Here is an 18,114-nt window from a genome sequence, read left to right on the forward strand (position 1 = left end):
CGGCGGGTCCAGGCCCGCGCCCATAGGATTCGCGTAGGAATGTCACGATTCAACCGGTTCGAATTGCACTGGGAGTATCCATATGCCAGGCGCCATCTACGCCGAAGGTCTGGTCAAGACCTTCGGCGACGTACGGGCTCTGGACGGCGTTGATCTCGATGTACCCGAAGGTACGGTCCTCGGTCTGCTCGGCCCCAACGGCGCGGGCAAGACCACGACCGTACGCGTCCTGACCACCCTCCTGAAGCCCGACAGCGGCAAGGCGGTGGTGGCCGGGATCGACGTCCTCAAGCACCCCAACGAAGTCCGGCGCTCGATAGGCCTCTCCGGCCAGTTCGCCGCCGTGGACGAATACCTCACCGGCCGCGAGAACCTCCAAATGGTCGGCGAGCTCTACCAGATGGGCGCCAAGGCGGCCAAGGCCCGGGCCGCCGAACTGCTGGAGCGCTTCAACCTCGGCGACGCCGCCGACCGCACGGCCAAGACGTACTCCGGCGGCATGCGCAGGCGCCTCGACCTCGCCGCTGCCCTCGTCGTCAGCCCGCCCGTGATGTTCATGGACGAGCCCACCACCGGTCTCGACCCGCGCAACCGCCAGGCGCTGTGGGCCATCATCCAGGAGCTCGTCGCGGGCGGCACCACCCTGCTGCTCACCACGCAGTACCTGGAGGAGGCCGACCACCTCGCCCACGACATCTGCGTCGTCGACCACGGCAGGGTCATCGCACGCGGCACCTCCGACCAGCTCAAGGCCCGGACGGGCGGCGAGCGCGTCGAGGTCGTCGTGCACGAGCGCGAGCACATAGCCACCGCCCGCGAGGTGCTCGCCGGCTTCGGCAAGGGCGAGACCACCGTCGAGGAGCACACCCGCAAGCTGACCGTGCCGGTCTCCGGCGGAGCCAAGCTGCTCGCGGAGGTCATCCGCGAACTCGACGGACGCGGCATCGAGATCGACGACATCGGCCTGCGCCGTCCCACCCTGGACGACGTGTTCATCTCCCTGACCGGCCACGCGGCGGAGCTCACCGCCGAGGAGAACGGAGAGGCCCCCGCCGACGCGAAGTCCAAGGGCGGCCGCAAGGACCGTAAGGAGGTGGCGAAGTGACCCTCACCTCCACGACCCCGGAGCCGGCGGCGTCCCGCCCGCGCGGCGGCATCGTCCAGGGGATCAACGACTCCCTGGTCATGGCCAAGCGGAACCTGATCCGCATGTCCCGCATCCCCGAGATGGTCATCTTCGGGCTGATCCAGCCGATCATGTTCGTCGTGCTGTTCAGCTACGTGTTCGGCGGCTCGATGATGATCGGCGGCTCGACCAGCGCGAGCGACTACCGGAACTTCCTGATGGCCGGCATCTTCGCGCAGACCGTCACCTTCGCCACCGCCGGAGCCGGCGCGGGCATCGCGGACGACATGCACAAGGGCCTGATCGACCGCTTCCGGTCGCTGCCGATGGCCCGCGGCGCGGTCCTCACCGGCCGCACCCTGGCCGACCTCGTGCAGACCGCCCTGACCATGGTCGTCCTCGCGATCGTGGCGCTCCTCGTGGGCTGGCGCATCCACGAGGGCGTACCGAAGGCGATCGCCGGCTTCCTCCTGCTCCTGCTCCTGGGCTACGCCTTCTCCTGGATCGGCGCCCTGATCGGCCTGTCGGTACGGACCCCGGAGGCGGCCACCTCGGGCGGGCTGATCTGGCTGTTCCCGGTCACGTTCATCTCCAACGCCTTCGTGCCCACCGAGAACATGGCGAGCTGGCTCCAGCCCATCGCGGAGTGGAACCCGTTCAGCGCGACCGTCCAGGCCTGCCGCGAGCTGTTCGGCAACCCGGGCGTGTCGCCGTCGGACGCCTGGCCGATGCAGCACCCGGTGTGGGCCTCGCTGCTCTGGTCCGTCGTGATCATCGTGGTGTTCCGCACCCTCGCCGTACGCAAGTACCGCTCGGCGACGGCGTAGGCATCGCCCCCAGCACGCACATCGCCCCGCCGAGCAATGGCTCGGCGGGGCGATGTGGTGAAAAGAAGGGGGGTGATCAGCCGGTGAAGGGCTTGACGTCGAGGATCTTGACCGAGGCCTGCTTGCCGTTCGGCAGCTCGTACCGGGCGTCCTCGCCGATCTTCTTGCCCATCACGCCGGAGCCCAGCGGGGACTGCGGGGAGTAGGTCTCGAAGTCCGAGGACGCGTACTCGCGCGAGGCCAGCAGGAACTCCATGGTGTCGTCCTCGTCGCCGTCGAAGGCGATCTTGACCAGGGTGCCCGGGGCCACCTCGCCCTCGGAGGCGGGAGCCGTGCCGACCTTGGCCTTCTCCAGCAGCTGCGTGAGCTGGCGGATGCGGAGCTCCTGCTTGCCCTGCTCCTCCTTGGCCGCGTGGTAACCGCCGTTCTCACGGAGGTCGCCCTCCTCGCGGGCGGCCGCGATCTTGATCGTGATCTCCGACCGTGCGGGACCAGAGAGGTACTCCAGCTCGGCCTTCAGCTGGTCGTACGCCGCCTGGGTCAGCCAGGTGACGCTCTCGCTCGTCTGGGTCACGGGTGCTCCTCGTCGGTACAGGGACAACAAAGCCGCCAGCGGCGGACGAAACCACGAGCCTAACAATTCGGGAAGAAAAGGGGGAGGACGCCAAGTGTGTGAACTGCGTCAGGTCACGCCTCAGGTCAGCCCGCAGAACCGGCCACGCGGCAGCCGACGATTTCGATCATCGTGGCGCGGCCGGTGGTCTTCAGCGTAACCATCTCGTCCACGCGCCCGCTCTTCTGCGCGAAGGTGAAATCGGCGCGGCCCACCTCGCCGTGCGTCTCGTCCTGGGAGCTCAGCGTGCACACCCCGGTGACCGAGGCCTCCTTGCGCACTTCCAGGTGCACCTCGACCGCGGAGTCGGAGACGACCTTGTACTTGATGAGCTCGGCGCTCACGCTCTGCCCGGCCACGTAGTCCCAGCCGATCCAGCCGACCACACCCAGCAGGCCGACCCCGAGGACCGAACCGATGACCTTGAGCTTGCGGTCCGCACGCTCGTCCGCCGACCGGCCGTAGCGGCCCTCGGGCAGCTCTTCGCGCACCGCGCTCATCGATCGTTCCCTTCGAGGTGGGCGAACCACGGAAATCCCAGCCCGGGGAGGGCGGTCCCGCCATCGTAGACGCGGAGGACTCCGGTTCTCTTCGCGCCTGTCGTGATCTGCGCTTTCCGGCATTGTCAGTGGGCTCGGTTAGGTTGATCGCATGACGGCACGACACGAGAAGGAGGAGACCGGGCTTGCTCGGTTCACCTACCGGCGTCGCGTGTCTTCCACCGCGCTCGCCGGGTTGTCGGATGAGTGGGCGCGGTGCCGGTGGGTCTGGAACGAATGCTGCGCCCGGTCGAGGAAGGCCCGGGCCCGGCTGGACAAGATGCTGACTGAAGCCCGCAACCGCAACACCTGGTTGGGTGACGGCAGCAGCGTTCCGCAGCAGCAGTTGGTGCGGGACTTCGGGAAGTCCCGCACCAAGGCCTTGAAAGACATCAAGGCTCGGTTGCCCATTCGGCAGCGGGCGGGAATGCCCAAGTACAAGAAGAAGGCCAAGGCCGATCCGAGCCGGAACTACACCCGGCGCGGTTTCCGGATCAAGGGCGGCCGCCTGCACCTGGCTGTGGAGGACTTCCGCCCGAAGTTCCTCGCCAAGTCCGCCATGGCACGTAGAGCGGCCGACGCCGCGATCTCCACCACTAAGCGTGAGCTGATCAACATGGCTCGCAAGCACGGGCGTATCGTGCATCTTGTCCATCCCGCGCACACCACGATGGACTGTGCGCAGTGCGGAGCGAGAACCAAGCACGCACTGCCTCTCTCGGAACGTACCTACACCTGCACCGTGTGCGGAGCCGTGTCCCCCAGGGACAAGAATTCCGCCCGCGTGATGCTGGTCCGGGCTGGTCTCAACCCGGCTGGTGCTGATCGTGTAAGAGCTGACGGGCCGCAGGCCCACAGCCAACGTGAGCCAGGAATCCCCGGCCCTCAGGATCGGGGAGGATTCAATATAGGAGGCGCCCGCCTGAACGACTCAAAGAGGATCCTGTCTTGACCGAGCAGCTTCGACTGATGGCCGTCCACGCCCACCCCGACGACGAGTCGAGCAAGGGCGCGGCCACCATGGCCAAGTACGTGTCCGAGGGGGTGTCCGTGCTGGTCGTGACCTGCACCGGCGGTGAGCGCGGCTCCGTCCTCAATCCCAAGCTCCAGGGCGACAAGTACATCGAGGAGCACATCCACGAGGTGCGCGCCAAGGAGATGGACGAGGCGCGCGAGATCCTCGGCGTCGACCAGGAGTGGCTGGGATACGTCGATTCCGGGCTGCCCGAGGGCGACCCGCTGCCCCCGCTGCCCGAGGGCTGCTTCGCCCTCGTGGACGTCGACGAGGCGGCCGGCCGCCTGGTGAAGAAGATCCGCGCCTTCCGGCCGCAGGCCGTCACCACGTACGACGAGAACGGGGGCTACCCGCACCCCGACCACATCATGACCCACAAGATCACGATGGTGGCCTTCGATCACGCGGCCGACACCGAGAAGTACCCCGAGGCCGAGTTCGGCCCGGCCTACCAGCCGCAGAAGCTCTACTACAACCAGGGCTTCAACAAGCCGCGCACCATCGCCCTGCACGAGGCGCTGCTCGCCCGCGGCCTGGAATCCCCGTACGGCGAGTGGCTGGAGCGGTGGAAGGAGTTCGAGCGCAAGGAGCGGACCCTGACCACCCACGTGCCCTGCGCCGACTTCTTCGAGATCCGTGACAAGGCGCTCATCGCCCACGCCACGCAGATCGACCCCGACGGCGGCTGGTTCCGCGTCCCGATGGAGATCCAGAAGGAGGTCTGGCCGACGGAGGAGTACGAGCTCGCGAAGTCCCTCGTGGACACTTCCCTCCCCGAGTCCGACCTCTTCGCGGGCATCCGGGAGAATGCGTAGCTATGAGCGCTACGCAGGAAGCAATCGTCCAGCTCCTTCCGCTGGCCGGCGACACCTTCGACAAGAACAAGGTGACCCCGGGCCTCCTCGGATTCGTCGTCTTCGCGGCCCTCGCCCTCGGGGTGTGGGGCCTGATGAAGTCGATGAGCCGCCACATGGGCCGGGTCGACTTCAAGGAAGCCCCCGAGCCCGCCCCTACGGAGGGCACGCGCGTCCCGTAGGGGCCGCGACACCGGTACCGGGGCCGGTCCGACCCCGCGTGCGACCGCCGTCGCGCCGTAAACCGGTGAGGCGGCGGACTTTCGCACGTGCGTGATCGCCGGATGAGCACCTCCGCCGGGCACCCGGCCTCCGCCGCGCCGCGGCTGCGGCCGCTGGGATCCACCGTCTACCTGGCCCTGGCCGGCGGCGGCCAGCCCCGACTGCGGGTGCGGGTGTTCCGCTGCGCGGGGCGGAGTCCCCGCAGCGACCCTTGCCGCTGCGCGGGGCGAAGTCCCCTACCCACCCTTCGCCCGTTCCCCGGGCTCTGCCCGGACCCCGGTCCTCAAACGCCGGACGGGCTGGAGGGGGTGCCGGGCTGCGCCCGGACCCCCTGGGGCTCCGCCCCGGACCCCGGTCCTCAAGCGCCGGACGGCTGAAACACCCGGCCCGGCGCCCCGGACCCCTGGGGCTCCGTCCCGGATCCCGGTCCTCAAGCGCCGGACGGCTGAAACACCCGGCCCCGGGCAACGGGGCCGCACCCGGCATCGGGTCCGGGGCGCAGCCCCGGGGAACGGGCGAAGGGCGGGTAGGGGAACCTACCTCCGAGCAGTGGCCGGCCCACCCGGCGCGACCACCCCGGCCACGGGCCGTACGAGGAGCACACCTGGCACCCGCACGTACCGGCTAGTGCGGCGGCAGCGCCACCGGGACGCCCATGATCTCCCGCGAGTGCAGGTTCGGTACGAGCGAGAGCCGCCACGCCTGCCAGCCCTCCGCCGGGTCCACCCCGCGCGCCAGGATCACTGTGTAGGACTCCAGGCAGTCCTCCAGCCGCCCGTCCCGCATCGGGTGCGGGGCCGCCGCCAGCCGCGCCAGCTCCGTCCGCGCCTCCTCCGAAGCCGCCGGGAGCGCGTACGGCAGGAGCGTGCAGCGCAGGAAGCGCGCCCAGTCCTCCCCGCGCCGGTCCCCGTAGGAGATGAACAGCCGCACCGCCTCCTCGCACAGGTCCAGCGCCTGCGCGGTCCGCCCGTTGCCCGCGTCCACCACCGCCAGTTCCAGGCAGGTCCACGCCTCCCCGTGGGCCAGCCCGATCCGCCGGAAGTCCGCCCGCGCGTCCACCAGCAGCTGGCGGGCGAACCCGGAGTTCTTCAGGTTCCCCGTCTGCGCCGCCCGCTGGTCGCGCGTGACCCGGCCCGAGTGGTGGCGGGCGTGCGCCAGCCCGTACACGTCCCGCATCCGGGAGAACATCGTGCGGGCCCGTTCCAGCTCCCGTACCGCCCGGTCGCGCTCCCCGGCCTCCTCCAGCGCCTGGCCCAGGTAGTACAGCGTCCACGCCTCGCCGCGCGCGTCCTCCGCCTCCCGGTGCCGGGCCAGCGCGTCCCGCAGCCGGTCCAGCGCCGGCCCCGGATCCCCGTCGACCACGCGGGCCCGGCCCAGCTGGGTCAGCGCCCAGGCCTGGCCGCGGTCGTCGCGCGTGCGCCCGTACAGCTCCAGCGCCAGGCGCAGCTCCGCCTCCGCGCGCGGCACCTCGCCCAGGCGCAGGTACACCTGGCCGAGCTGCAGGTGCGCCCAGGCCTCGCCGTGCACGCTCTCGCTCTCGCGGTGCAGCACCAGCGACTCGCGCAGCAGCCGCAGCGCCTCCGCGAGGTGCGCGCGGTCGCGTTCCACCGCGCCGAGCGCGTGCAGGCCCCACGCCCGGTCGCCCGCCAGCTCGTCCGGGGCCTGGAGCACCAGCGCCTCGCGGATGCGGGCCGAGGCCTCGGGGAGGTTGCCCTGGTGGTGCAGGGTGATGCCGAGGGAGACCAGGGCCATGCCCGCGCCCGCCTCCTGGCGGGCCTCCTTGTACTGGTCGACCAGTGAGGTCAGGGTGGTGCGGGACTTGTCCAGCTCGCCGAGCTGGCGCGCCGCGATGCCCGTGCGCCACTGCACCGAGCGGACCAGCAGGCCCTGATCGACGGCCTGCGTGAGCTCGTTGATCTCACCGAGCCGGTACAGGTCCCCGCGCAGCAGGCAGAAGTCGCAGAGCGCGCCCAGCAGGTCCAGCACCGCCTGCTGGTCCACGCCCTCCGAGTGCCGCAGCGCCGCCGTGATGAAGCTCGACTCGTCGTCCAGCCAGCGCAGGGCCGCGTCCAGGGAGACGAAGCCGTGCCCGCCGACCGTGCTCGCCTTGGACAGGGCGTTCGCCCGCGTGGACATCTTCCCGTCGACCATCCGGATCACCGAGTCGGCGAGCTGCGCGTACGTACGGATCAGCCGCTCGTGGGCCGCAGCGGCGCCGGCCCGGTCCTCGTCCTGGGCCAGTCGCGCGGCCGCGTACGCGCGCACCGCGTCGTGCATCCGGAACCGGTCCCCGCGCACGTGGTCCAGCAGCCCCGCCCGCGCCAGCTCGCGCAGCAGCCGCCCGGCCTCCACCTGGTCCGCGTCGATCAGCGCCGCCGCGGCCGCCGCCCCCAGCGAGGCCCGGCCCGCCAGCGTGAGACGGCGCAGCAGCCGGCGCCGCTCCTCGGGCAGGGCCGCGTAGGCCAGGTCCAGGGCGGCCTCCAGGGAGCCGCCGGGCTCCGGGGACTCCCCGACGCCTCCCAGGGGGGCCAGTACGCGCAGCGCCAGCGGCAGGCCGGCGCCGAGCGCGAGCAGCGTGCGTACGGTCTCCTGCGGGTACGGGGCTGCGAGCGCGGCAGCTGGCGCGGGCGAGGGCGCGGGCGAGGGCGAGGGCGCGGGCGAGCCTGCGGGCGGCTCCGCCCCGACGGCTCCCGCTCCGACGGCTCCCGCCCCCGCGGCTCCCGCTCCCGCACCTCCCGTCCCCGCCGGGTCCGCGCCCGCAAGGGGCACCCCTGCCGGGTCCGTGCCCGACGCCCGGACCAGCTCCGCACCGGCCTCCTCCGTCAGCCGGGTCACCGGCAGCTGGTACACCCAGGCCGCCAGCTCGGAGGGCAGCTCCAGCGGCTCCCGGGCCGTGACCAGGACCAGGCTCTCGGAACGCTCGGGCACGAGCATCCGTACCTGCGCGGCGTCCACGGCATCGTCCAGGACCACCGCCACCGGGGTGCCCTGCACGTGCTGGTGGTACAACTCGCCCAGCCTGCGCACCTGTTGCTCCGCAGACGAGCCCTCACGGAACAGCAGTTGCTCCCGCGGCGCGCCGAGCCGGTTCATCAGGTGCAGCAGCGCCTCACGGGTCGGCAGCGGACTCTCGGAGGAGCCGCCGCCGCGCAGGTCCACCACACAGGCACCCCTGAACTGGTCCCGCAGCGCCTGCGCCGCGTGCAGCGCGAGCGTGGTCCGGCCCACCCCGGGCTCCCCGTGCAGCACCACGACCACCGGGCGGGTCTCGGTGCTCGCCCGGGCGCTGTGCACCCATTGGGCGATCCGGGCCAGCTCGGCCCGACGCCCGACGAACACACCCTCCAGCGACGGAAGTTGGCCGAAAGACTGCTCCAGCATGGCCCGCCGGCGGGCCTCGGCGCTGCGATTGGCGCCGCGGAGCGGGAGGCTGGAGCCGCCGTTGCCGCCGGTCCCGTTCGCCTTGTGCGGGGCGTGCAGCGCCGCGGCCACCTTGCGCTGCTGCTCCAGGAAGGGGCGTATCCCGCGCACCTCCAGCGCCGACAGCCACTGCAGCTTGAGCTGCTCCGCGCCGCCCGGCCGGCCCGCTTCCCCGGCACGCCGGTTCGCCGCGGGCAGGTGCAGGGCGGTCACCTTGGCCACGGTCGCCGTCGCCCCGGCCACGCCCACCACGGCGCCGGTGGTCAGCGCCGTACCGACCGCCACGCCGAAGGCCAGGTCGGCCACGATCGCGGCAGCGGCCGCGACCCCCGTGACCAGCAACGCCGTCGAGGTGTTCGCCCGCCGGAAGGCCTCGCCGAGCGACTCGTCCCCGGCCGCCGCCTCGTCCAGGGCGCGCGTGTACGCCTCGTACTCGGTGGCCGCGCTCGCCGCGAGCGAGTCCAGCGCCTGCGTGCCGCGCGCCAGCAGCGCCGCCTTGGCCTCCGGAGTGCGGGCCGCCCCGCCGGCTCCCCGCCGGGACTCCTCCTCCACGGCCCGCCCCAGCAGCCGCTCGGCCTCACCGCGATGACTGTCCCGCATCGGCATCCCCCTCAGAGAGCTCCGGCACCGTGCCACAAGTGTCCGTCGGGACGGTCGCAAGCGCGAGGGAATCTGAGCTAGTTCAGAGGGAGTTGACGCGCAAGCGGTCGCTTATGGTGGCCCGGTGAGCAGACGGTGGAGAACTCCGGGACTGTGCGCGACGATGACGGCGCTGCTGCTCGCGGCGACCGCCGGCTGTGAACTGCTGCCGAAAGAACCCGTGCCCACACGGGGGTTCTGGCTCCGCTACGAGAAGCCGGTCGCCGCCGACCGCGACGAAGCCCGCTTCCTGAAGCAGTGGATCCTCGCCGACATGATCGTCGGTGGCCTCAACGACTACGTCGACCTCCCTCACCTGGTCACCGTCGTCGTCCGCTCCTGCCACGGCGAAGGCAGCGGCTACGCCCCGCAGGCCCGGCGCATCGATTTCTGCTACGACGATCTGGGCAAGCGGCGCGAACTGTTCTCCCGCGCGGAGAGCCCCCTCCACGACGAGGACCTCGCCGACCTCGTGAACGAGATGCTCTACCACGAGGTGGGCCACGCCCTCATCGACGCACTGCACCTCCCGGCGGGCGGGGATCGCGCGGAGGGCGACGCCGCCGACCGCTTCGCCCAGCTGATGCTGAACGGCAGCAAGGTGGGCGCCGAGGCCCTCCTGATCGCGGCCCGGGCCTACGACCTGTCGGCCGCCTTCGACCCCACCTCCGACCTCACCACAGCCGAGCACGCCCCGCCGGCAGCCCGCGCGGAATCCCACCGCTGCGCGGTCTACGGCGCCTCCCCGACCCGCCACAAAGCCCTGGCCACCCCGTCCCGCACCGACTGCGCGGCCACGTGGACCCACACCCGCGACACCTGGACCCACGACCTGGCCCCGCTGCTGCGGCACAGCTGACAGTGCGTGATCAAGCGGTGCGGCACAGGGCGTGGTCGATGAGGTTGCGCAGTGCCGCTTCCTGTCGGGCCGCCGCCTTCGGGTCCGCGGAGCGGCTGTGCGCGGAGACGGTGATGGTGCGTCGACCGTCCGTGGTCGTCGCTGCCCGGATGACATATCCGAAGCCGCTTCCTCCGTGCCCGAGGTAGCCGCCGCCGCAGGACAAGGGTGTGAAGAACAGACCCAAACCGTCCCGGGTGCCTTCCGGGTGACCGCTGTCCTGCGGCACCGGCACGGCGTTGCGCATGGCGGAGAGTTCGGCGGGCTTCAGCAGTTGTCCACGTGCCAGTGCGGCGAAGAAGCGGTTGAGGTCGAGGGCCGTGCCGGTCATCGAGCCGTCGGCACCGCTGTCGAAGGGACGGTAGGGGATCGTGGTGTCCACCAACGGGCCGTCCACGACGAATTGCTGGTAGTTGGCCGTGTGCGGATACGGAAGGAAGGGCCGCGTGCCCGGGGTGGCGGTCTGCTGCAGGCCGAGCGGGCGCAGAATGCGATCGTGGACCTGCTGTTCCCAGGTGCGGCCCGTGATCGTCTCGATGATCATTCCGGCCAGCACGTAGTTCGTGTTGGAGTACTCCCAGCGGGTGCCTGCCGGGAAGGCGGGTTCATGGCGCAGGGCCAGGTCCACCAGCTCTTCGGGCTCGTAGGTACGCCACCGGTTGGCCAAGTAGGTCTGGGTACTGGGGTCGGGGAAGACGTCAGAGATGTAATCGGACAGGCCGCTGGTGTGCTGCAGCAGGTGGCGCAGGGTGATGGTCCGGCCGTCGTTTCCAGCGCCGGACACGACCCCGGGCAGCAGCTCCTCCACCGTCTGGTCGAGGGAGATCCGTTTCTCGCCCACCAGTTGCAGCATGATGGTGGCGACGAACGTCTTGGTGGTACTGCCCAGGGGCAGGTAGCCGTCCTTCGGAACCGGGCGGCGAGTGACCAGGTCTCCCACCCCGGAGCGGGCCGTGACGGTCCCGCGCGGGGTTTCCAGGCGGACTGCCACCCCGGTGACCCCGGTGTCCCGCAGTGCGTCGGCGTCACGCTGCACGGACCGAGCCGTGCCGGAGGGCGCCGGTGGCCCTGTGCGTGGCGCGGCCGAAGCCGCAACGGACGGCAGAGATGACGCAGCCAGCGCCAGCACCGCAGCTGATAACCACAAACGACGAGAGACCATGACCCGAAGGCTAGGAACAGCAAGGGCCGCCAACCATCCGGCAAGCGCCCCGTCCCGAACGGGTGCCAGCCGGATGGACATCACGCCAGGCACCTTCACCACCACTCCCCCCATCTGGTCGTACCGCAGCGCGAGGCACCCGGGGTCCGTCAGCGGCACCGGATACCGCGGCCTGATGCCCCATCACGCGATGCATGCCGAACCCGGGTACTGAGCTTCCAGCGTCTGCGACCATTGCTGCAGCTTTGCGGGTGCGCCGCTGGAGCGGTGTTCACTGAGGTCGGCAGGGCCTCGTCAGACATGGTTCAAGCGAACGGGAGCCCAGGTGCCGTTGGAACGGTTCTCGCTGGAGAACTATCGATGCTTCAAGGAGAGGCAGGAGGTGGAGCTCGGAAAGATCACCGTCGTGCTGGGCCGGAACAACTCCGGCAAGAGTGCGGTCGTGCGAGCGCTCCCGCTCCTGTCCGTCGGCATCCGCGGCGATTCCCCGTACCCTCTGGACTTGGATCTGATCCAGGGCGTCACTCCTTCGTTCGCCGATCTGATCCACGGATCGTCACCCCATGGGCGCATTCACATGGGGGCATCGTTCGGTATCGAGGGCGGCAATGTCATCAGTGCCACCGCCGAAGTCCAGAACATCGCCAACCAGGGAATGCAACTGGTTTCCTCGTTGGAGATCTCCTGCGGGCCAGAGGTCGCGAATCTCTCCTGGGTCCCGGGTGTCGACGCCTATTCTCCGGAGAAGCGCACGTATCTTGTCGACGGCCAGGAGCGAAAGGTCGGATTCCGTGGGCTGCTGCCCGATCCGGCTGACTGGCCGGACTCTGTCGGTGGTGTCCGCGGAGTCACCAAGATAATTCGAGAAGAGTTTGACGAGATCCGGTACCTGGGCCTGTTCAGGAAGAGCCCGGAGCGCTTTTTTCGGTCACCAGCCAGAGCTTTGGGCAGCGTCGGCTACCGAGGGGAGCGGGCGCTGGGCATACTGGCCGCGGATGAGACTTACGGGCGCGGTCGAATCGGTCGCGAGGTAAATGACCTGCTGGCGGGCATCCTGCCCGGGTGGCACCTCGAAGTCACCGATGTCGGATCCGGGATGTACATTCCCAAGTTGCGTTCCCTGCGCGATACCGATCTCGTCGTCCACATCGATGACGTGGGCACCGGTGTGGTCCAGTTCCTGCCGATCGTGATCCAGCGGGCCGTGGACCGGGTGGAGCCACCCGCGAAACCTGTGATCGAAATCGTGGAGGAGCCCGAACTCCACCTCCATCCGTCGGCGCACGCTGCGATCGCCGATCTCTATGTCGACGCTGTGCAGGAGTCGGAGGTGCGTTTCCTGGTGGAGACGCACAGCGAGAATTTCCTCCTCAGGCTGCGTCGGCGGGTTGCGGAGCAGAAGCTGAGGCCGGAGGACGTGAAGATCTACTTCGTTGAGCAGGTTGAGGGATCCGCCACCCTGCGAAAGATCGAAGTTGATGCCCTTGGCAACCTCGACTACTGGCCCAGGGGAGTCTTCGCGGAGGACTTCGAGGAGGTACGCGCTCTCGCGGACGCGCAGGCGAATCGGATCGATGATGCGCATTGAGATTCCGGTCGACCTGCTGAGGGACCGCCAGGGTGACGAGAACGCAGAGCTCATATTGAAGCTGATCGCGTTCTTCAGGGAGGCGCGGCACGAGTGGGTGATCGCCCCGCATGATGTGGGCGCCGTCCAGGCGTTCTTGCAGCGTCACGTCCCGACCCTGGCGCAGGTCTACCTGCTGCTCGCACAGAAGGCGAGCATGGCTCAGGCCTGGGCACCGCATGGTGGGACCGTAGGCGTGGTCAGGATGGCCGGCGAGACGCTGGCGGGCGACATCCGCGACTTGGAGCGGCCAGCCGTGCTGGTCGTGGAGAACGCGATCTACGACTGGCAGATGATCGAGGCGCTCGCGCGCCTGCTGGGCTGCGAGGACGTCATCGACGCCAAGGAGGGCAGTCGCCTCGGTGTGTACAACGGAGGCGGCAAAGACGGTGCGACCCGGCACGCTGTCGACCAGGCTGCGACGTTCTCCAGGACCAAGCGTGTGGTCCTTGTCATCGACAGCGACAGTTTCCATCCCGCGGAACGGACCGGAAATCACGAGAAGGCCGATGCCGCAGCCCGCGAAGGCGTGAGTTCGCACGTCCTCAGCTTCCGGGAAATGGAGAACTACATTCCCAACCGTGTCCTGGCTCGGCAGCCGAAGAAAACGGCCGGAATGTCTCACATGGCCAAGCGCCTTGAGTCCCTCAAGGTCTTATCGCCCGAGCAGCGCGCCCACTTCGACATGAAGCACGGATTCAAGGGCAAGCCGCATAAGGGCGCTGGCCAGAAGGTGCGGAACTCCGGGATGACGGGGACGACCTATTTCGTCCCACCGCGCCACGGCGATCTGTACGGCGACGTGGCGGAGCCGGACCTCATCGTCCTCCAAGAGGGATTCGGAACGGACCTGCCGGGCCTGTTCCTGCAAGAGGTGATGCGCGGTGGCGTATCGGAGCGAGACCTGGATGGGCTGGGTCCCGACGCGAAGCAGGAGTTGCAATCGATGTTCGAAAAGATTCGGGGCGTGATCTGAGGATGGGAGACGTTGAGGTGGTCAAGGATATCTCCGTGGTGCCGGAGGTCCACTTCCTGGAGCAGGTGCTGGAGCGGATTTCGCAGGGTGAGCTGCGGGTGCCCAAGTTCCAGCGCCCGTTCCTGTGGCGGCCTGACCAGATGCTGCAGCTCTTCGACAGCATGGAGCGCGGCTACCCGATGGGAAGCCTGCTCATCTGGGAGACCACCATGCCGCTCGAAAGCCTTGACACCATTGGTGGGCGCAGTATCCCGTCGGCACCGGAGGGAGCAAAGGTTGCCTATGTCCTGGACGGCCATCAGCGGCTCTCGACGCTCTTCGGGGTCCTCCACCGCTCGGACGATGCCCCGCAGTCCACGCAGCAGGAGGACTGGATGTGGTGGGTGTACCGGCCGCTCGTCCGGCCGGACCATGACGGCGTGCGCTACCGCCACTGGAAGAGCGGCGAGACGGTGCCCGGCAGCTTCCTGCCCATGAGGTCCGTGCTGGGGACTCTGGACTTCCTCGAATACGCACGGAAACTGTCCGATGTCTCTGGTTCCCGCGAGGAGGCCGACCATCTCACCAAGGAGAGCGAACGCATCGCCAAGCGGGTGAAGAACTACAAGGTCTCCGTGGTGCGCATGGAGGGTGGCACTCTCAAGCAGGCCATTGAGGTCTTCTCCAGGATCAACAGCAGCGGCCAGAAGATGCGTCCCGACCAGATGGTCTCCGCTCTGACCTACGGAACCATCGGGTCGGAGACGCTCAGCGACAAGATGGAGGAGATCAGGGGGCGGGTCGCCGCTTCGGGCTTCGGCGAGATCCCGATCATGACGATCTTCCAGACCGTCCTCGCGCTGTCCGGCGAGGAGGACGTGCAGCGAGACACCTCCTGGGAGACGATGGCCCGCAAGGTTCAGGGCCAGCTCATGACCGCAGTGGAGGACACTGACCGGATCGTGCAGGAGGTGGTCGAGTTCCTGCGGGACGAGGTCCGGGTTCCCCTGGCCCGCCTGGTTCCCTACAACATCCAGATCATGTTGCTCGCCGTCTTCTTCCACTTCTCTGACAAGGCGGAAGCGGAGCAGCGAGCCAAACTCCGGAACTGGTTCTGGACCACGTCGCTGGCGGGGACCTTTGCCGGGGCCACCACCACCCAAGTCCGGAACTTCATCCGCCAGATGAAAGCCTTCGCCGGAGGAACGAGTGCGCTCGGCTACTCGGGCGAGCGGGCCCGTGCTTTTCCCGACCGCTTCGACCTGCGCAGCGCGCGAGTACGCGCCTACCTCCTCTGGGATCTGCAGACGTTCCCGGAGCGGAAGAACCCCGATGGCAGCACCGTCAACGTGCTGGAGCTGCTGGCGACGGCACACAGCGAGACCTATCGACACATCATCACCCAGAGCGGGGTCCCGGGGGCGTCCAGTCCCGCCAACCGGATCGTCATGACGACTCCGCCAGGCGTGTCGATCCGGCAGGCGCTCATCAGGCTTGCGGAGGAGGGGAGGACCGACATCCTGGACTCACACGGAGTCAGTCTCGCGTCCATCGAGCACCTCAAGGCCGACAGCTACACCGACTTCATCTTTGCGCGCCAACAGGAATTGGCCGCGCGAGAGAGGCAGTTCATCGAGAGCCTGGGCATCGAGTCAGCCGAAAAGGAGGTCGGGGAGGCCGACATCGACACCGAGTGACGGGCGGCGAGTCCAGGCTGGTACAGGCTCGAAGGCGCAGTGCGGCTTTCCCGCCCTGGGCTTGTCGACCAGCAGCACGGCGCGGGATGGCGGACATGCGGATCAGGTTCCGCTTGGCCATGGCCAGGGAGTCGTTGATCCCACGAAGGTGCACCCCATGCCGCCGCCCGGGTCTGGGATCCCCATCTCATGCCAGGCGGCGGCGGATCAGCGCACATCGGCCAAGCGGACGGGGGCGTGCGGGTTCCACGGGGAGGGCAGGGGTGGTGTGAGAGGCTGGGTGGATGAACCGGTTGGCTGGTGTGACCTCGCCTTATCTGCTTCAGCATGCCGACAATCCCGTCGACTGGTGGCCCTGGACGCCGGAGGCTTTCGAGGAAGCACGGCGGCGCAACGTGCCCGTTCTGCTGTCGGTCGGTTACTCCGCGTGTCACTGGTGTCATGTCATGGCGCACGAATCCTTCGAGGACGAGCTGACGGCCGTCTATCTCAACGAGCACTTCGTCAACGTCAAGGTCGACCGTGAAGAGCGTCCCGACATCGACGCCGTCTACATGGAAGCCGTGCAGGCCGCCACCGGGCAGGGCGGGTGGCCCATGACCGTGTTCCTCACCCCCGATGCCGAGCCGTTCTACTTCGGGACCTACTTCCCGCCCGAGCCCCGGCACGGGATGCCCTCCTTCATGCAGGTGCTCGAAGGCGTGCGCACCGCGTGGGTCGGGCGGCCCGAGGATGTGGCGGAGGTCGCGCAGCGGATCGTACGGGACCTCGCGGGGCGGCAGCTCGACTACGGGAAGGCCGGCACCCCCGGGCCCGAGGAGCTCGCGCAGGCGTTGCTCGGGCTGGTGCGGGAGTACGACTCCACGCGCGGCGGGTTCGGCGGGGCGCCGAAGTTCCCGCCGTCCATGGTGCTGGAGTTCCTGCTGCGCCACCACGCCCGGACCGGGTCCGAGGGGGCGCTGGAGATGGCGGCCGATACGTGTGAGGCCATGGCGCGGGGCGGGATCTACGACCAGCTCGGGGGCGGGTTCGCGCGGTACTCCGTGGACCGGGAGTGGGTCGTGCCGCACTTCGAGAAGATGTTGTATGATAATGCGCTGCTTTGTCGGGTTTACGCCCACCTCTGGCGCACCACCGGGGACGATCTCGCGCGTCGCGTCGCGCTGGAGACCGCCGACTTCATGGTGCGCGAACTGCGCACCCACGAGGGCGGCTTCGCCTCCGCGCTGGATGCCGACAGCGAGGACCCGGAGACCGGGAAGCACGTGGAGGGGGCCTACTACGCCTGGACTCCCGAGCAACTGCGCGAGGTGCTCGGGGAGGAGGACGGGGGTCTGGCCGCCGCCTGTTTCGGGGTGACGGAGGAGGGGACCTTCGAGCACGGGATGTCCGTGCTCCAACTGCCGGCGCAGGGGCCCGACATCGGTGACGAGCGGCTCGCCGGTTTCAAGGAGCGGCTGCTCGCCGCGCGGCAGGCGCGGCCCGCGCCCGGCCGGGACGACAAGATCGTCGCCGCGTGGAACGGGCTGGCCATCGCGGCCCTCGCCGAGTGCGGGGCCTTCTTCGACCGGCCCGACCTGGTCGAGCGGGCCACGGAGGCCGCCGATCTGCTGGTCAGGGTGCACATGGACGGGATGGCCCGCCTCGCGCGCACGAGCAAGGACGGGCGCGTCGGGGCCAACGCCGGGGTGCTGGAGGACTACGGGGACGTGGCGGAAGGGTTCCTGGCCCTGGCCGCCGTGACGGGCGAAGGGGTCTGGCTGGAGTTCGCCGGGTTCCTCGTCGACCTGGTCCTGGACCGGTTCACCGCCGAGGACGGCTCGCTGTACGACACCGCGCACGACGCGGAGCGGCTGATCAGGCGGCCGCAGGACCCGACCGACACCGCGGCCCCCTCCGGCTGGACGGCCGCCGCCGGCGCCCTGCTCTCGTACGCCGCGCACACCGGTTCGCAGGCACACCGTACGGCGGCCGAGCGGGCGCTCGCCGTGGTGCACGCGCTCGGGCCGCGCGCTCCGCGCTTCATCGGGCACGGGCTGGCGGTCGCCGAGGCGCTGGTCGACGGGCCGCGCGAGGTCGCCGTGGTCGGCCATCCGGAGGATCCGGCGCGGGCCGAGCTGCACCGGGTCGCGTTGCTGGGGACGGCGCCCGGGGCGGTCGTGGCGACGGGTCTGCCGGAGGCGGCGGACGGGAGTGGCGGGGAGTTCCCCCTTCTGGCCGAGCGCACGCTCATGCACGAGCTCCCGACGGCGTATGTGTGTCGACATTTCGTCTGCGCGCGGCCTACGACCGATCCGGTCGAGCTGGCGGAGCAGTTGGGGACGGTTCGTCCCTGAAAGCGGTGGAGTAGCGTCAATTCCGGTTGTCTGAACGTGAGTTCGGCAACATGGTTTTTATCTCGATAGCGCCTGCGCGTCATGTTCGGTGCCTAGTCTCGTGACTTCGGAGTCACCGATCGGTCACTGACAGCGCCCTCGGGCGCGGGGGAGCGCGCACCGGGGGGGTTGCGCACGCGGGAAA

The 18,114-nt window shown here is 69.4% G+C and carries 14 protein-coding genes; 10 read left to right on the plus strand and 4 right to left on the minus strand.

What is annotated here, in order from left to right; all coding sequences use genetic code 11:
• The first annotated feature begins 82 nt into the window (after positions 1 to 82).
• The gene (locus MTF69_RS36210; protein ID WP_243340628.1) at positions 83 to 1,105 is read left to right on the plus strand and encodes an ATP-binding cassette domain-containing protein; all 1,023 of its coding nucleotides are present in this window, start codon (positions 83 to 85) and stop codon (positions 1,103 to 1,105) included.
• Entirely contained in the window at positions 1,102 to 1,953 is an 852-nt protein-coding gene (locus MTF69_RS36215; RefSeq protein ID WP_243340629.1) for an ABC transporter permease, read from the plus strand. Before MTF69_RS36210 ends, MTF69_RS36215 begins: the two co-directional genes overlap by 4 nt.
• Before the next feature lie 76 nt (positions 1,954 to 2,029).
• Here MTF69_RS36215 and greA read toward each other — a convergent pair whose 3' ends face one another.
• Both greA and MTF69_RS36225 read right to left on the minus strand, forming a co-directional pair.
• Positions 2,030 to 2,527: a transcription elongation factor GreA gene (gene greA / locus MTF69_RS36220; RefSeq protein ID WP_243340630.1), complete on the minus strand. Its 498-nt coding sequence runs from the start codon at positions 2,525 to 2,527 to the stop codon at positions 2,030 to 2,032.
• Positions 2,528 to 2,652: 125 nt separating this feature from the next.
• Positions 2,653 to 3,066 (minus strand): DUF4307 domain-containing protein, encoded by a 414-nt coding sequence (locus MTF69_RS36225; RefSeq protein WP_243340631.1) that lies wholly within the window; start codon positions 3,064 to 3,066, stop codon positions 2,653 to 2,655.
• A gap of 151 nt (positions 3,067 to 3,217) precedes the next feature.
• Between MTF69_RS36225 and MTF69_RS36230 the strand changes: the two genes are divergently transcribed.
• Genes MTF69_RS36230 through MTF69_RS36240 form a run of 3 tightly spaced genes read left to right on the plus strand, consistent with a single transcriptional unit; the run spans position 3,218 to position 5,156 of the window.
• Positions 3,218 to 4,057, plus strand: coding sequence for a transposase (locus MTF69_RS36230; protein WP_243340632.1), 840 nt, complete (start codon positions 3,218 to 3,220; stop codon positions 4,055 to 4,057).
• The gene (gene mca / locus MTF69_RS36235; RefSeq protein ID WP_243340633.1) at positions 4,054 to 4,935 is read left to right on the plus strand and encodes a mycothiol conjugate amidase Mca; all 882 of its coding nucleotides are present in this window, start codon (positions 4,054 to 4,056) and stop codon (positions 4,933 to 4,935) included. The genes MTF69_RS36230 and mca overlap by 4 nt, the downstream gene beginning before the upstream one ends.
• Positions 4,936 to 4,937: 2 nt before the next feature.
• A complete protein-coding gene (locus MTF69_RS36240; RefSeq protein ID WP_243340634.1) occupies positions 4,938 to 5,156 on the plus strand; it encodes a hypothetical protein in 219 nt (72 codons plus the stop codon).
• Between the two features lie 664 nt (positions 5,157 to 5,820).
• On the opposite strand, the gene MTF69_RS36245 is transcribed toward MTF69_RS36240, so the two are convergent.
• Positions 5,821 to 9,216, minus strand: a complete 3,396-nt coding sequence (locus MTF69_RS36245; protein ID WP_243340635.1) for an ATP-binding protein — start codon at positions 9,214 to 9,216, stop codon at positions 5,821 to 5,823.
• 163 nt (positions 9,217 to 9,379) lie between these two features.
• Between MTF69_RS36245 and MTF69_RS36250 the strand changes: the two genes are divergently transcribed.
• A complete protein-coding gene (locus MTF69_RS36250; RefSeq protein ID WP_243340636.1) occupies positions 9,380 to 10,114 on the plus strand; it encodes a DUF4344 domain-containing metallopeptidase in 735 nt (244 codons plus the stop codon).
• A gap of 10 nt (positions 10,115 to 10,124) precedes the next feature.
• Here the strand turns inward: MTF69_RS36250 and MTF69_RS36255 are convergent, their stop codons facing one another.
• The gene (locus MTF69_RS36255; protein ID WP_308401496.1) at positions 10,125 to 11,189 is read right to left on the minus strand and encodes a serine hydrolase domain-containing protein; all 1,065 of its coding nucleotides are present in this window, start codon (positions 11,187 to 11,189) and stop codon (positions 10,125 to 10,127) included.
• Between the two features lie 451 nt (positions 11,190 to 11,640).
• On the opposite strand from MTF69_RS36255, the gene MTF69_RS36260 reads away from it, so the two are divergent.
• The 4 genes from MTF69_RS36260 to MTF69_RS36275 all read left to right on the plus strand — a co-directional run bounded on the left by MTF69_RS36260 (position 11,641) and on the right by MTF69_RS36275 (position 17,930).
• Positions 11,641 to 12,903 carry a DUF3696 domain-containing protein gene (locus MTF69_RS36260; RefSeq protein ID WP_308401497.1) on the plus strand — a complete coding sequence of 421 codons (1,263 nt, stop codon included), beginning with the start codon at positions 11,641 to 11,643 and terminating at the stop codon, positions 12,901 to 12,903.
• Positions 12,890 to 13,918 carry a hypothetical protein gene (locus tag MTF69_RS36265; protein WP_243340639.1) on the plus strand — a complete coding sequence of 343 codons (1,029 nt, stop codon included), beginning with the start codon at positions 12,890 to 12,892 and terminating at the stop codon, positions 13,916 to 13,918. Before MTF69_RS36260 ends, MTF69_RS36265 begins: the two co-directional genes overlap by 14 nt.
• A gap of 2 nt (positions 13,919 to 13,920) precedes the next feature.
• On the plus strand, positions 13,921 to 15,594 hold the full coding sequence (locus MTF69_RS36270) for a DUF262 domain-containing protein (protein ID WP_243340640.1): 1,674 nt from the start codon (positions 13,921 to 13,923) through the stop codon (positions 15,592 to 15,594).
• A 284-nt stretch (positions 15,595 to 15,878) separates the two neighbouring features.
• Positions 15,879 to 17,930 carry a thioredoxin domain-containing protein gene (locus MTF69_RS36275; RefSeq protein ID WP_243340641.1) on the plus strand — a complete coding sequence of 684 codons (2,052 nt, stop codon included), beginning with the start codon at positions 15,879 to 15,881 and terminating at the stop codon, positions 17,928 to 17,930.
• The last annotated feature ends 184 nt before the right edge of the window (positions 17,931 to 18,114 follow it).

It is taken from the genome of Streptomyces sp. AP-93, assembly GCF_022808175.1.
Taxonomy (GTDB): Bacteria; Actinomycetota; Actinomycetes; order Streptomycetales; family Streptomycetaceae; genus Streptomyces.

Excerpts from the sequence above, each read along its gene's own strand:
- MTF69_RS36210 (WP_243340628.1), top strand. The coding sequence starts at position 83 with ATGCCAGGCGCCATCTACGCCGAAGGTCTGGTCAAGACCTTCGGCGAC.
- MTF69_RS36240 (WP_243340634.1), top strand. The coding sequence starts at position 4,938 with ATGAGCGCTACGCAGGAAGCAATCGTCCAGCTCCTTCCGCTGGCCGGC.
- MTF69_RS36225 (WP_243340631.1), bottom strand. The coding sequence starts at position 3,066 with ATGAGCGCGGTGCGCGAAGAGCTGCCCGAGGGCCGCTACGGCCGGTCG.
- MTF69_RS36250 (WP_243340636.1), top strand. The coding sequence starts at position 9,380 with ATGACGGCGCTGCTGCTCGCGGCGACCGCCGGCTGTGAACTGCTGCCG.
- MTF69_RS36230 (WP_243340632.1), top strand. The coding sequence starts at position 3,218 with ATGACGGCACGACACGAGAAGGAGGAGACCGGGCTTGCTCGGTTCACC.
- MTF69_RS36275 (WP_243340641.1), top strand. The coding sequence starts at position 15,879 with ATGAACCGGTTGGCTGGTGTGACCTCGCCTTATCTGCTTCAGCATGCC.
- MTF69_RS36270 (WP_243340640.1), top strand. The coding sequence starts at position 13,921 with ATGGGAGACGTTGAGGTGGTCAAGGATATCTCCGTGGTGCCGGAGGTC.
- MTF69_RS36265 (WP_243340639.1), top strand. The coding sequence starts at position 12,890 with ATGATGCGCATTGAGATTCCGGTCGACCTGCTGAGGGACCGCCAGGGT.
- MTF69_RS36245 (WP_243340635.1), bottom strand. The coding sequence starts at position 9,216 with ATGCGGGACAGTCATCGCGGTGAGGCCGAGCGGCTGCTGGGGCGGGCC.